General features: G+C 62.6%; 14 protein-coding genes and 1 tRNA gene. 7 read left to right on the plus strand and 8 right to left on the minus strand.

The genetic code is table 11. The features are described from left to right. Positions 1–19 precede the first annotated feature (19 nt). On the plus strand, positions 20–868 hold the full coding sequence (locus SIN08_RS12700; RefSeq protein ID WP_322451939.1) for a Ku protein: 849 nt from the start codon (positions 20–22) through the stop codon (positions 866–868). Positions 869–878: 10 nt separating this feature from the next. Continuing rightward, the gene (gene ligD / locus SIN08_RS12705) at positions 879–3,356 is read left to right on the plus strand and encodes a DNA ligase D (RefSeq protein WP_322451940.1); all 2,478 of its coding nucleotides are present in this window, start codon (positions 879–881) and stop codon (positions 3,354–3,356) included. Between the two features lie 189 nt (positions 3,357–3,545). On the opposite strand, the gene SIN08_RS12710 is transcribed toward ligD, so the two are convergent. The 3 genes from SIN08_RS12710 to SIN08_RS12720 form a co-directional block, all read right to left on the minus strand. Beyond that, a complete protein-coding gene (locus tag SIN08_RS12710) occupies positions 3,546–4,355 on the minus strand; it encodes a Ku protein (protein ID WP_322451941.1) in 810 nt (269 codons plus the stop codon). Between the two features lie 107 nt (positions 4,356–4,462). After that, positions 4,463–4,672, minus strand: a complete 210-nt coding sequence (locus SIN08_RS12715; RefSeq protein ID WP_322451942.1) for a hypothetical protein — start codon at positions 4,670–4,672, stop codon at positions 4,463–4,465. A 300-nt stretch (positions 4,673–4,972) separates the two neighbouring features. Continuing rightward, positions 4,973–5,371, minus strand: coding sequence for a DUF4168 domain-containing protein (locus tag SIN08_RS12720; protein ID WP_322451943.1), 399 nt, complete (start codon positions 5,369–5,371; stop codon positions 4,973–4,975). A 224-nt stretch (positions 5,372–5,595) separates the two neighbouring features. Between SIN08_RS12720 and SIN08_RS12725 the strand changes: the two genes are divergently transcribed. The 4 genes from SIN08_RS12725 (at position 5,596) to SIN08_RS12740 (ending at position 7,569) form a co-directional block, all read left to right on the plus strand. Further along, a complete protein-coding gene (locus SIN08_RS12725) occupies positions 5,596–6,120 on the plus strand; it encodes an RNA polymerase sigma factor (protein WP_416208061.1) in 525 nt (174 codons plus the stop codon). Further along, positions 6,117–7,013, plus strand: a complete 897-nt coding sequence (locus SIN08_RS12730) for a hypothetical protein (RefSeq protein ID WP_322451944.1) — start codon at positions 6,117–6,119, stop codon at positions 7,011–7,013. Before SIN08_RS12725 ends, SIN08_RS12730 begins: the two co-directional genes overlap by 4 nt. Positions 7,014–7,094: 81 nt before the next feature. After that, positions 7,095–7,319 carry an EF-hand domain-containing protein gene (locus tag SIN08_RS12735; RefSeq protein WP_322451945.1) on the plus strand — a complete coding sequence of 75 codons (225 nt, stop codon included), beginning with the start codon at positions 7,095–7,097 and terminating at the stop codon, positions 7,317–7,319. 25 nt (positions 7,320–7,344) lie between these two features. Beyond that, positions 7,345–7,569 carry a hypothetical protein gene (locus SIN08_RS12740; RefSeq protein WP_322451946.1) on the plus strand — a complete coding sequence of 75 codons (225 nt, stop codon included), beginning with the start codon at positions 7,345–7,347 and terminating at the stop codon, positions 7,567–7,569. Between the two features lie 704 nt (positions 7,570–8,273). Here SIN08_RS12740 and SIN08_RS12745 read toward each other — a convergent pair. Both SIN08_RS12745 and SIN08_RS12750 read right to left on the minus strand, forming a co-directional pair. After that, on the minus strand, positions 8,274–9,176 hold the full coding sequence (locus tag SIN08_RS12745) for a DUF5677 domain-containing protein (RefSeq protein WP_322451947.1): 903 nt from the start codon (positions 9,174–9,176) through the stop codon (positions 8,274–8,276). 233 nt (positions 9,177–9,409) lie between these two features. Further along, positions 9,410–9,486, minus strand: a tRNA-Ile gene (locus SIN08_RS12750). Between the two features lie 109 nt (positions 9,487–9,595). On the opposite strand from SIN08_RS12750, the gene SIN08_RS12755 reads away from it, so the two are divergent. Then, complete coding sequence (locus SIN08_RS12755; protein ID WP_322451948.1) at positions 9,596–10,318, plus strand: SIMPL domain-containing protein; 723 nt, start codon at positions 9,596–9,598, stop codon at positions 10,316–10,318. 333 nt (positions 10,319–10,651) lie between these two features. Here the strand turns inward: SIN08_RS12755 and SIN08_RS12760 are convergent, their stop codons facing one another. The 3 genes from SIN08_RS12760 to SIN08_RS12770 all read right to left on the minus strand — a co-directional run bounded on the left by SIN08_RS12760 (position 10,652) and on the right by SIN08_RS12770 (position 11,968). Continuing rightward, positions 10,652–11,014, minus strand: coding sequence for a hypothetical protein (locus tag SIN08_RS12760; protein ID WP_322451949.1), 363 nt, complete (start codon positions 11,012–11,014; stop codon positions 10,652–10,654). A gap of 100 nt (positions 11,015–11,114) precedes the next feature. Further along, positions 11,115–11,528 carry a ketosteroid isomerase-related protein gene (locus tag SIN08_RS12765; RefSeq protein ID WP_322451950.1) on the minus strand — a complete coding sequence of 138 codons (414 nt, stop codon included), beginning with the start codon at positions 11,526–11,528 and terminating at the stop codon, positions 11,115–11,117. After that, the gene (locus SIN08_RS12770; RefSeq protein WP_322452162.1) at positions 11,525–11,968 is read right to left on the minus strand and encodes a YcgN family cysteine cluster protein; all 444 of its coding nucleotides are present in this window, start codon (positions 11,966–11,968) and stop codon (positions 11,525–11,527) included. The genes SIN08_RS12765 and SIN08_RS12770 overlap by 4 nt, the downstream gene beginning before the upstream one ends. Positions 11,969–11,999 lie beyond the last annotated feature (31 nt).

The raw sequence follows: 11,999 nt of genomic DNA on the forward strand, positions 1-11,999 counted from the left end.
CTTTGTACGGAGTATCGAAGTGGCACCGCGGGCAACCTGGAAGGGGTACGTCAAGCTGTCGGAACTGGCCTTTCCGGTGGCGCTCTATGCCGGCGCGACGACGTCGAAGCGGATTTCCTTCCACATCCTGAACCGCAAGACCGGGAACCGTGTGCACCGGCAATATTTCGACGAGGAGACGGAAGAGCCGGTCGAGCGCGACGAACAGGCGAAGGGCTATCAGATCGGTGACGACGAATACATCATCCTTCAGCCGGAGGAAGTGGCCGAGGCCGTGCCCGAGAGCGACAAGACCATCCGCATCGAAGGCTTCGTTCCCTGCACGGACGTGGACACGGTCTATTTTGACAAGCCCTATTTCCTGGCGCCTTCCGACGGGGTGATGGGCGAGTCCTTCGCCGTGATCCGCGAGGGCATGCGGCGCAAGAAGGTGGCAGCGCTTGCCCGCGCAGTGCTTTTCCGCCGGGTGCGCACCCTGCTCCTCAGGGCACAGGGTTCGGGCCTCGTCGCCAATACGCTGAATTTCGACTACGAGGTGCGTCCCGCCGCCGAAATCTTCGACGAGCTTCCCGACTTCAAGATCGAGGGGGAGATGCTCGATCTCGCCAAGCACATCATCGACACCAAGGCCGGCGACTTCGATCCACGCGCCTTCGACGACCGTTACGACCAGGCGCTGGCCGAACTGATCCGGGCGAAGATGGAGGGGCGCGAGATTAAGGCTCCCAAGCCGCCGAAGGAGACCAAGGTGGTCAACCTGATGGATGCCCTGCGCGAGAGTGCGGCGGCATCCGAGAAGGCGGCGAAGAAGGCACGCGGCGGCAAGCGGAAGAAGGCCGAGCCGGCGCAGCGGCGCAAGGCCGGTTAGGGCCCGCTGGATGGCGCTCGAGACATACCGCAAGAAACGGGATTTCAAGGCCACGCCCGAGCCGCGCGGCCGGGCACGCAAAGCGCCGGGGGGCGACAGCTACGTGATCCAGAAGCACGCGGCACGCCGGCTGCACTACGACCTGCGCCTGGAGATGGGCGGCGTTTTGAAGAGCTGGGCCGTCACCAAGGGGCCGAGCCTCGTGCCGGGCGAAAAGCGCCTGGCCGTCCACGTAGAGGACCATCCGCTGGAGTACGGCGGTTTCGAGGGAACCATCCCCAAGGGCGAATACGGGGGCGGGACGGTAATCGTGTGGGATGCCGGCCGCTGGTCCCCCATCGGCGATATGCAGAAGGGCTATGCGAAGGGGCATCTGGATTTCGAGCTTCACGGCGAGAAGCTCGGCGGGCGCTGGCACCTTGTGCGGATGGGCAAGAAGCTGCGCGAGAAGAAGGAAAACTGGCTCCTGATCAAGGGCGACGACGACTTCGCCCGCGGCGAGGATGATCCGGACATCCTGGAGGAACGGCCCGAATCGGTGAAGACGGGGCGGGTGGTCGAGGAGGTCGCGGGCGAGGCGCCAGGATGGTCGTCGCGGACGGGCAGGATCGACAGGCCCGAGCCGTCCCTTCCGAAGAAGGCCAAAAAGGCCGGCTATCCCGGTTTCATCGCCCCGGCGCTGGCGTCCCTGAAGCCGGCTCCGCCGGCATCGGGAAAATGGCTGCACGAGATCAAGTTCGACGGTTACCGGCTGCAGGCGCATATCGGCCGCCGGGCGGCGCAGCTCTATACCCGCAGCGGACTGGATTGGACGGACGAGTTCGGAGAGGTGTTGACCGCGGCCCTGTCGGCCCTGCCGGCCCGGGAAGCGATCATCGACGGCGAGCTCGTCGTCGAGGGTGCCGGCGGCGCCTCCGACTTTTCCGCGCTGCAGGCGGACCTTTCCGCCGGGAGGACGGACCGGATGGTCTTTTATGCCTTCGACCTCCTTTATCTCGACGGGCACGATCTGCGACCCGCACCCCTGGTGGAGCGCAAGGCGGCACTCAAGGCCCTGATGCGCGACGCGGCGCCGGTCCTGCGCTACAGCGACCATTTCGAGGAGGACGGCGCGGTGGTGCTGCAACATGCCTGCCGGCTGAGCCTCGAAGGCATCATCTCGAAGGATCGCGAGGCGCCCTACCGTTCCGGCAGGGGCAAGGACTGGATCAAGTCCAAATGCTCCGAACGGCAGGAGTTCGTCATCGGCGGCTTCGTACCCTCGACCACCTCCCGCAAAGCGATCGGCTCTCTCGTGCTCGGATATTACGAAAAGGGCAAGCTGTTGCATGCGGGGCGGGTGGGCACCGGCTACACGCACAAGGTCGCCGCAGATCTCTTCAAGCGGCTGGAAAAGCTCGAACAGAAACAGAGTCCGTTCGCCGGGAAGCTGACGGCGGAAGAGGCGCGGCAGGCACGTTTCGTCCGCCCCGAGCTTGTGGCGGAGGTGGAATTCAGCACCTGGACGGCCGACGATCTCATCAGGCATGCCTCCTTCCGCGGCCTGCGCGAGGACAAGAAGCCGGAGGAGGTCCGGCGGGAATCGAAGCGCAAGGCGCCGGCCGAAAAGGCAATGCCGGCCATCCGGCTCACCCATCCCGATCGGCTTTACTGGAAGGACGCCGGGGTGACCAAGCAGGGGCTGGCCGAATATTATTCCGAGGTGTGGCCGCGCATGGGGCCTTTTGTCGTCGATCGGCCGCTGGCCCTGGTGCGCTGTCCCGACGGCGTGGACGGCCAGTGCTTCTTCCAGAAGCATGCCTGGCGTGGCCAGTCCAAGGAAATCTTGCAGGCGCGAGATCCCAAGGAGGCGGGTGATCAGCCGATCATCGCCATCGACGGGCTGCCGGGGCTCCTGGGCCTGGTACAGGGCGGGGCGCTGGAAATCCATCCGTGGGGCGCGCGCCTCGGCGATCTCGAAAAGCCGGACCTGATCAATATGGATCTCGATCCCGGACCCGGCGTGCCTTGGGAGGCCGTTATCGAGGCGGCGCAGGAAGTGCGCGAGCGGCTGCGCGAGGCGGGGCTTGCAAGCTTCGTCAAGACGTCCGGCGGCAAGGGGCTCCACGTGGTGGCGCCGCTCAAGCCGCGCGCGCAGTGGGACGAGGTGAAGGCCTTTGCCAAGAGCATCGCCGATGCGATGGCCGCCGACGATCCGGAGCGCTATGTCGCCACGGTGACCAAGGCGAAGCGCAAGGGAAAGATCCTGATCGACTATCTGCGCAACGGGCGCGGCGCGACGGCCGTGGCACCCTATTCGACCCGCGCGCGGCCGGGCGCCGCCGTTTCCATGCCGCTTGACTGGGAGGAGCTCAGCCCGGCGGTCGGTCCCGCCTATTTCACGGTGGAGAACGTGCTGCCGCGGCTCGCGGCGCTCAAGATCGACCCGTGGGAGGAGTTCTGGAAGGCGGCGGTACCGCTCGACGGCCGGGCGAAACGGGCGGCCTGATTGCTGAAGGGTGTGTCGGGTTTCAGAACATGGGCTGCAGCGCTGGCCCCCTCTCTTGCAAATTCTACCGACTTAGCCTTCGGCTAAGCCCGAGAATTTGCTTTCTCCCCCGCGGGCGCTCCGCAACACCGTTCCCGCCAATCACCAGAATTGGTGAGAGGGGCGTTTCGCAACGCGTGTCCGCTGCCCCTAGCCGCCCCGCTTCTTTTCCTGCGAGATCGACTTCTTCAGCGCGTCCATGATGTTGACGACGTTGCCCGGGGTCTCCGGTTCTTCCTTCTTCCCGGCCTTTGACGGCTTCTTCGTCTTCTTCTTCTGCTTGCTGGCGATGATCTCCTTCAGCCGCTCCTGGACGGGATCGCCGAGCATCGCCGGATCCCATTGCTGGGTCAGGTCCTCGATCAGCGTCGAAATGAGCGAGACCAGGCGCGGTTCGGCCTTCTTCTCTTCCCCGTCACCGAAGACCTCCTTCCCGTCGCGCACCTCGTCCCCATAGCGCAGGGTCCAAAGGACGATGCCCTTGCCGCGGGGTTCGAGCATCACCGCCCGCTCGCGCCGCGAAAGGACGAGCCGCGATATGCCCACCTTGCCGGTCGCCGCCATCGCCTCGCGAATGACGGCGTAAGCCTCCTGCGCCACCTCGTCGTCGGGCATCAGGTAGTAGGGCGTGTCGTACCAGATCCATTCGATGCTGTCGGCGGGGACGAACTGGTCGATGTCGATCGTGCGTGTGCTTTCCAGCGCGACCGCTTCGAACTCCTCGTCCTCGATAATGACGTGGCGGCCCTCCTCGGTCTCGTAACCCTTCACCTCGTCCTCGTCGGCGACAGGCTTTCCCGTCTCGGCATCCACATAGCGGCTGCGCACGCGGTGGCCGGTCCTGGCGTTGACGGTGTGGAAGCGCACCTTCTCGCGGCTGCTCGTGGCCGGCGTGAGCGAGACGGCGCAAGTGACCAGCGAGAGCTTGAGATAACCTTTCCAATAGGGGCGCGGCGCCATGGCGGTCTCCGGGCTGCAGTCCGGTAAACGCGCCAGGGGCGGGTTGGTTTCCCGGTGTCCCGCGCCACCCGTGGCAGACCGGCCGTCCGCGCGGCCGGCGACGTGCGCTAGAGGTTACGCCCGATCGCGCCACCGGCCACCGCACCGCCGATGCCGCCGACGACCGCACCGCCGGTCCCGGCGATCGCATCGCCCACCACGGCGCCGCCGAGGCCACCCACCGCGGCACCGGTGATCGTCTTTTCGGTGGTCGTGCATCCGGACGCCATGAGGGATGCCCCGAGGACAACAGACAACATGCCGATTTTCTTCTTCATTTGCGGATCTCCAGACCTCGATTGATCAGATGTTGCCTGTGATTCGCAAAATTAGCCGCTTGGTCCGGCAAGGCAAGAATGTGAGGCGCATTCGGAGCTACACGCTTTCGCGGCATCGAAGGCCAACCAGGCTAGCCAGAAGGTCATGCTCGCCGCGATTCTGCGCGAGAGGCAGTCGCTGATCGGGCTGTCGGGCGATTGAACTGAGATGCTTGCCAACCAAGAAAAAACGGCAGCGGCTCAGTTCGTATTTCAGCCCAGGTGCAAGGGCCGCCGGCGCCTGGCCGGCAGCCCCTGACGTTATTCCATTTCCTGCCAGTATTGCCGGATTTTGGTTGCCACTTCCGGATTGGCTTGGGCAGCCTGGAAGATTTGGTTGTAGGTCTGGAGCTCCAGTCCGTTCGACTGAACCGCCTGGACAATCTCCTGATTGGCCTCATTGCGCAACTGCTCGGCCTCTTGTCCCTCGGCATCCTGAATACGCGGTTTCCATTTGTCCGCCACTTCCTGGACTTCGAGCGAGGCCTGGGCGAACGCCCTGATCGTGCCGTCGTCCAACTCGGGGGTTGCCTGGGGCTGCGTCTGCTGTGCCGGCTGCTGGGTCTGTTGTTGTGCCTGAACCGAGGTGACGCCTGGTGCAAGCGCCAAAAGGGCGGCGGAGCAAGTCGCGGCAGCCAAGGTTTTAGGGGGGAACTTCATTGCGTTGTTTCTCCTGTTGCGCGCCGCCGGAATAGTCGGCGCTCATTCGCAATCGGAGCGCCGCACACGCGACACTCGTTTCACAGACGGGTGCAGGAGACGATGAGTTCCCCGCGTGCCGGACGATCGAACGGAAATTTTTTTCGGAACTAACCAACGCTACGCCCCGTCCTTTTTCCAGAACAAGGCGGGAGAGAAACCCTTTGACCGTGGTCCGGAGCGGCATGTCAGACGAACTGAAGTGGATGATTGAACGGCAGATTCCGCATCTGCGCAGATATGCCTTTGCGCTCACCCGCGACCGCGAGACAGCCGACGAAATCGTGCAGGACAGCCTGGAAAGGGCGCTTCGCAAGCGGCATCTGTGGTCGCGTCGCGGCAGCATCCGAAGCTGGCTGTTTCGGATCCTCTATCGCCAGAGCATCGAGCACTATCGCCGTTCGCATCTCGACACGATCCCGGCCGAGGCGGGTGTAATCGATAACGCAGTGGCCCACCCCGCAAACCAGGAAATGCGCGTCGACTGCCTCAGGATAGCCGAGGCACTTGAACAATTGCCGGCGGAACAGCGCGCCGTGGTGCTCTTAGCGGCGCTTGAGGGGCTGCCCTACGACGAGATCGCCGAGATCACAGGCGTTCCTGTGGGCACGGTGCGCTCGCGCCTGTCACGAGCGCGCGAGACGCTGCGTCTGTTCCGCGAATCCGCGCCGCCCGACAGACGGACAGCCAAGCTGAGGATGGTCAAATGAAAGGCATCCCGCAAGACATTCGCGAAATCGACTTGATGGCCTACGCGGACGGGCTTCTCGAAAGTGATACCGCTCGCAAGAACGCCGTGGAGGCGTATCTTGAGTCCCATCCTTCCGAGGCTGCCCGCGTGGCAACCATTATCGAAGACAACCTGGCGATCCGAGAGCTTTATGCAGCCGAACTCGGGCGACCGGTTCCGCAGTGGCTGCTACGCACCGTCCGCGAACCGGCGCGAAGAGATCAGCGCAGGTCGGCCGCGATCGCTGCAAGCGTGTTCTTTACAATCCTGGCGGCGGGCAGTGGTTGGTTCGTGGGCCAGCAACCCGATGTCACAGACGTTTCGTCGGAGTTGCTGCAGGCGGTGGCGAGCCAGCACACCAAGCCGGGAACGCAGACAGCCGTCAGCATGACCAGCAGCAGCGGAGGGGGTGGTGCGTTGCTGCCCGACCCCTCCAAGGATGTGCTGATCGAGGTGCCGGCGCCCGACCTAAGCGTCTATGGTTTCTCTCTAGCCGAGCGTAGCCTTGTTACCGTGTCGGGACAGAAGATGGTGCGCCTTGTCTATCGCTCGCCCAGCGGGACGATGAATCTGTTTATGCGCCTCCGCCAGAACGCGAATTCGACTGCTATGCGGCACATCCGTGAGGGTGATGTCTCAGTCCACTACTGGTCTGAAGGACCTCTTGCCTACGCTCTGACCAACGATGCGGAGGATGACGGGACGCAAATTGCAGAGACGGTACGCAACGCCGTCAAACCCGGCCGCTTCATCGAACAACCACCGACGACCGCTCCTGGCCAAGGCGAATCGATAGCGGCAGATGGCGCGCTCGGCATCCAGCAGCCGGCCGAACCGGCGTCGTCAAGTCCGCAGCCGAGCCAATTCAACTGAGGAAGATCAACCTTTGGGCATGGGGGGCGAACGAAAGCGCCACAACCGGGCGCCATTCAAACTGATATGGAGGTTTACCGAATGAAAAAATTGCTCGCAGCGGTCCTCGCTTCCGCATTTGCAGCGCCTGCATTCGCACAGGCCATTACCTTCGAGTCTGTCGACGCCGATCAGAGCGGAACGATCAGTCTTGCAGAGCTGCAAGCGGTTGTTCCCAACGTTAACGAAGAGACTTTCCGGGCAATCGATACGGATGGAAGCGGAGAGCTTTCGCCGGAAGAATTCGCCGCAATCAGTGGCGGATGACCGTCCCACAACAAAGGAGGGAAAGATGAAAAGGATACTTATCGCTTCGGCCTCAGCCCTGACTCTTTTTGCCATTGCCGGCTGCGATGGCGGTGGTGAACCGCCGCCGCAGGGCGGTGCGGGCATGGAGCCTGCGCCAACGGACACCGCGCCGCAGACCGGCACGGGTATGGACCAAACTGCACCGCAAACCGGTACAGGCATGAACCAAACCGCACCGGATCAGCCCGCGACCGGCACGTCCCAATAAGGGCGTGTCCGGATTCCCTGGCTTTTTCGGGCCGTCGAGGTGCGAACGCCAGAAGCTGTTTTCCCGGCGGAGACACGCCGGGGAAACATTCAAAGCATATCTCCTCTGCTGTGCCTTAGAGCAATCCGAACTGTCATAACGGATGCGATCTCAGGAGAAACAGAGGAGGGCAGAACCCATCCTGCTTGGCGATGCCAAGCCTTGCGATTAGACTAAACCACTCCCAAGCACCGACTCCCCTTCGCCCCTGACATTGTCAGGGGCGTTTCTGCGGATCGCTGTTGTAGCAAAGGGGCCTCTCCTGCGCGGCAACAACGCGTACTGGAAACAGTGAAACTGCACACGGCGATCAAAGCGGCCCGCCAGCTGCGACATCACTGCGGGTCGAACACTATGGGATCAAGCAAGTAGTCGGCGTTTCGGATTCGGCAAGTACGGCTAAGTTCAGACGAGATGACGTTCGCCGCAAAACCCGGTGTCAAAATTGCAAAACGCGCTGACCGGCTACAACCACCTTGCAACCTTTTGAAATTAAAGAGTTATGGTGGGCTCGGAGCCGTCCATGAACCCTTGTATTCTACGGGGTTGAGGGTGCATTACCCCATCGTTACCCCCATAGTGTTCATGTCCTGTTCTCGCGCTTTTAGGACCGTTTGATCTGTTCAAGACGATAGTTTCCATCTTTTCGCGACGTGGAAAGCCCATCAGATTTCAGGCCATTGTTTCCCTCCGAGATAGGCTTCGTGAGCATTAGACGCTGAATCGATACGATCGAGCAGGTCCGCAAGAGGCTCGCCAAAGAGTTCCTCCCACTGCTCACCGCACATGAACTCGAAATAGATTGCCAGAGTCTCGGTGATCAATGTGCATAGGGCAAAGATAACCTGTGGTCTGGGATACTGCCATTCGAGATTCGGTGTAAAGCCACCCTCTCCGTCCCACTCAACATGATTGGAGTAAATCTCGTGCCAGTTGCCGTGGACGCTGTGTGACGGACCAGCGAACGCGCCTAGATAGATATCACCGAGCCCCACTGCTTCCGCTTTATCAAACAGATTCTTGCCTCCCCATGGACCCTTCTGTTCCAAGTCAACATCATCCAGGGAGACCTGCGCTACGGTCGCCGCGCGTTCGATCGACTTGAGCATTCGGTCTTCGATCGGAAGCATGACGCCATTGCGGGCCGCGACGTTGCTCAACACTCGATCGCGCAACTTTCGCTCATGACGGAGGGAGTATTTGACGTATTCGTCGATCAGTGTCGGCTCGAAGTGCTGAACCATGTAACGGATATTGACCAGCGTCTCGAAAACAAGGCGCGCAAAAATGAATGCCGACTCTTGGCGCTTTTGCGTGGTCTGATCGAGCACTGTGTGGACCAGCTTGTATAGCCGAACCATGTTCCCGCAGATCGCGGCTCTATCCCTGTCCCATACCGGCTTTTCGCCGAATGTAGATGCAGCCACGCAGACCCAACTGCCGGTCTCGATCATGAGATCAACAGCGAGGCCCGTGAAATCATCTTCTCGCTCGAATGCTGCCATCTCGTCAGCATCGACCTTCGTTCTCCCAATCTCAGGTAGATTTTCAGCAGTTAGTGGCTTCACGCTGCTGTGTCCCCGCTATTCACTTTATGCGACCAAAATCCTTCGAATAAGAATTTCAAACGGACTCATAGCATCAAACTCGTTGTCATTCTGCGCAGTGGGCACTGCGACAGTGGGGGCTGATCATTGAATGCGGCGGATAGGTCCATTTAACAGCAAAATACCCCCAAACAGACGTTCGAATCCCGGGAATTTCCTGCTAAATTATTGATTTCATTGAACAAAAAGTGTCCTGGTGGGCCCGGAGGGACTCGAACCCCCAACCAAGCGGTTATGAGCCGCCGGCTCTAACCAATTGAGCTACAGGCCCGGTGCGGCTGAATTAATGGGTTTCATGGCCGGGCACAAGACAGGAGTGCCGCAATCGTTTCATAATCGCTCCTTACTGCTAGTGCGCATCATCTACAAAGGAGATTGTCATGAGCCGTTTTTTCGTCCCGCTTGTCCTTGCGGTTTCCGCGCTGGCGGTGCTGCCGGCCGCCGCGCAGGGGCCCGACCTCAGGCCGAAGATCATGGTTACCGGCGAGGGCGAGGCGCGGATCAGCCCGGATATGGCGATCATCGCGCTCGCCGTCATGCGCGAGGGGGAGACCGCGCGTGAGGCGATGGACGAAAACAACGCGGCCATGGCCGCCGTCATCGCGGCGCTGAAGGAAGAAGGGATCGAGGCGCGCGATCTGCAGACCAGCGGGCTGTCCATCGATCCGCAATATGTCTATCCCAACAACAACAACGGCGAGGAAAAGCCGCGCATCACCGGCTACCGCGTGACGAATACGCTGACCGTGCGTGTCCGCGATCTTGAAAATGTCGGCGAAATCCTGGACCGTTCCGTATCGCTCGGGGTCAATCAGGGCGGCAACATCACGTTTACCAACGACAACCCGTCCGAGGCGCTGAGCCAGGCGCGCACGCGCGCGGTGGAGGATGCGGTCGCCAAGGCGCGCACCCTCGCCGAGGCCGCCGGCGTGTCGCTGGGCGACGTGCTGCAGCTGTCCGAGCAATCGGCTCCGCCGCCGCGCCCGCTCGCAGCCCCCGTCATGCGCATGGAGGCGGCCGCCGACAAGGCGGTGCCGGTCGAGACGGGCGAGAACACCTACAGCGTCCAGGTGAACGTCACCTTCGAGATCGGCCAGGAGTAGGGGACCGTCCGGAAAAGGCGGGCAGGGGCATCGCGTTTGGCGTCGACGTCCCGCTCGCCAAGCTGCTTCGCGGGCTGGTGGAGCCGGGGTCCGAGTAGGAGGCCCTCTTGCGATTTCTAGTCTAAGGCTTAGCTTTGCAAAACCCAAGAAATCGCTTTCTCCCTCGCCAAGGGGGAGACAACGCTGCCGTCGGCGCCAATCGCCACGACTTGCGGCTTGCCGGCGCAGGGACGCGCCTGCCGGGGTTTGCCTGCCTGGGTTTATAGGACGGCAAGAGGAGACGCCGCCGGAAGATCCGGCGGCGTTTCGGTGTTCGGGGTGGGGCGCTAGCCGTCACATGGCGCGGATGACGGGGCAGTGCGGCGCGCGCGAAAAGACGACGCGCGCGCGGTGGCGGTGCCTGTGACCGGCAACGGTGATGATCTTCCGGCTGGCGTGCGTGACCCGGGCGTGGCGAAGCCCCATCCGCCCTGCCTTGTGGAGCGCCTGGCCCGGCGAACAGGCCGAAACGTGCCGGGGCCGGCCGCGGTGCGGCTTGTACATGTGGCCCCGGTCGCGATGATGGCTGCCGGCGCTCGAACCCTGCTGACCGAAGCTGAAGTAAAATCCGTCGGCCTGGGCGCCGGCAGGCATCGCCGCCAGCGTGCCGAGGCCGAGAAGGGCTGAGAGAACTGCTGTTCTGATCGTGCGAAACATGGGGCTGCTCCTGGCTTTTCGCTCCATTCGCTTGCCGCGAACGGGTGAACAATGCCGGAGCCGGTCTGAACCGGGTGCGAACCCGCCGTTCACACGCCGTTCACGCCGATTCGATCTGGGCCTCCCGGGCGGCGCGGTCGAGGTGGAAAGTGAGGCGAGAGATCAGCCCGTCGTCGACCTCGAAGAACATCCCCGCCGGCAGGCTGTAACGCTGGCCCCGGGCCTCGGGCAGGCCTTCCAGGGTCGAACGATAGGTGCCGTGAAGGGTGAATTCGGCTGCCGCCCGCACGCCGCCCGGGGCGGTCATGATGGCGACGTCGCTGAGCTCCTCACGGAAATGGCGAGCAGAAAGGCCGAGAAACCAGCGGAATTTCTCCTTGCCGATCTCGCGCCCGCCGCCGCTCTTGTCGCGGGCGACGTCTTCGGAGAGACAAGCCAGCATCGCCTCGTGGTCGCTGCGGTTGAAGGCATCGAGATAGCGCTCGATCAATTGCCGGGTTCTTGTCTCGCTCATGGCTCCTCCTGAAGAAGATAGGGAAGATAATCCTCCGGCTCGTCAAGTGCGTCCTCTTGCGCGGCCACCCGGCCGCGCACGGAGATGCCCGCCTGGTGAACGGTTTCCGGGTTGCCCGAGACCAGGGGATGCCACCAGGCGAGATCCTTCCCGTCCGCCACCAGTCGATAGGCGCAGGTCGCCGGGAGCCAGTTCAAGGTGCGGACGTTCTCGGGGGTCAGGCGCACGCAGTCATGCACGCGGGCCAAGCGGTGGGCATAGTCGGTGCAGCGGCACAGACCGGCATCGAAGAGGCGGCAGGCGACGCTGGTCCAGTGGATCTGGCCGGTGTCCTCGTCCTCGAGCTTGGCGAGACAGCATTTGCCGCAGCCGTCGCAGAGCGACTCCCATTCCTGCGGGCTCATCGCCTCAAGCGGCTTCGTCTTCCAGAAGGGTTCCATGCCGATGATGTGGCGCGGCGCGCGTGCCGGG

Origin of the sequence: Chelativorans sp. M5D2P16, from assembly GCF_034427935.1 — a bacterium.
Lineage (GTDB): Bacteria > Pseudomonadota > Alphaproteobacteria > Rhizobiales > Rhizobiaceae > Chelativorans.

Excerpts from the sequence above, each read along its gene's own strand:
- ligD (WP_322451940.1), top strand. The coding sequence starts at position 879 with ATGGCGCTCGAGACATACCGCAAGAAACGGGATTTCAAGGCCACGCCC.
- SIN08_RS12710 (WP_322451941.1), bottom strand. The coding sequence starts at position 4,355 with ATGGCGCCGCGCCCCTATTGGAAAGGTTATCTCAAGCTCTCGCTGGTC.
- SIN08_RS12715 (WP_322451942.1), bottom strand. The coding sequence starts at position 4,672 with ATGAAGAAGAAAATCGGCATGTTGTCTGTTGTCCTCGGGGCATCCCTC.
- SIN08_RS12720 (WP_322451943.1), bottom strand. The coding sequence starts at position 5,371 with ATGAAGTTCCCCCCTAAAACCTTGGCTGCCGCGACTTGCTCCGCCGCC.
- SIN08_RS12725 (WP_416208061.1), top strand. The coding sequence starts at position 5,596 with ATGTCAGACGAACTGAAGTGGATGATTGAACGGCAGATTCCGCATCTG.
- SIN08_RS12730 (WP_322451944.1), top strand. The coding sequence starts at position 6,117 with ATGAAAGGCATCCCGCAAGACATTCGCGAAATCGACTTGATGGCCTAC.
- SIN08_RS12735 (WP_322451945.1), top strand. The coding sequence starts at position 7,095 with ATGAAAAAATTGCTCGCAGCGGTCCTCGCTTCCGCATTTGCAGCGCCT.
- SIN08_RS12740 (WP_322451946.1), top strand. The coding sequence starts at position 7,345 with ATGAAAAGGATACTTATCGCTTCGGCCTCAGCCCTGACTCTTTTTGCC.
- SIN08_RS12755 (WP_322451948.1), top strand. The coding sequence starts at position 9,596 with ATGAGCCGTTTTTTCGTCCCGCTTGTCCTTGCGGTTTCCGCGCTGGCG.
- SIN08_RS12760 (WP_322451949.1), bottom strand. The coding sequence starts at position 11,014 with ATGTTTCGCACGATCAGAACAGCAGTTCTCTCAGCCCTTCTCGGCCTC.
- SIN08_RS12765 (WP_322451950.1), bottom strand. The coding sequence starts at position 11,528 with ATGAGCGAGACAAGAACCCGGCAATTGATCGAGCGCTATCTCGATGCC.
- SIN08_RS12770 (WP_322452162.1), bottom strand. The coding sequence starts at position 11,968 with ATGGAACCCTTCTGGAAGACGAAGCCGCTTGAGGCGATGAGCCCGCAG.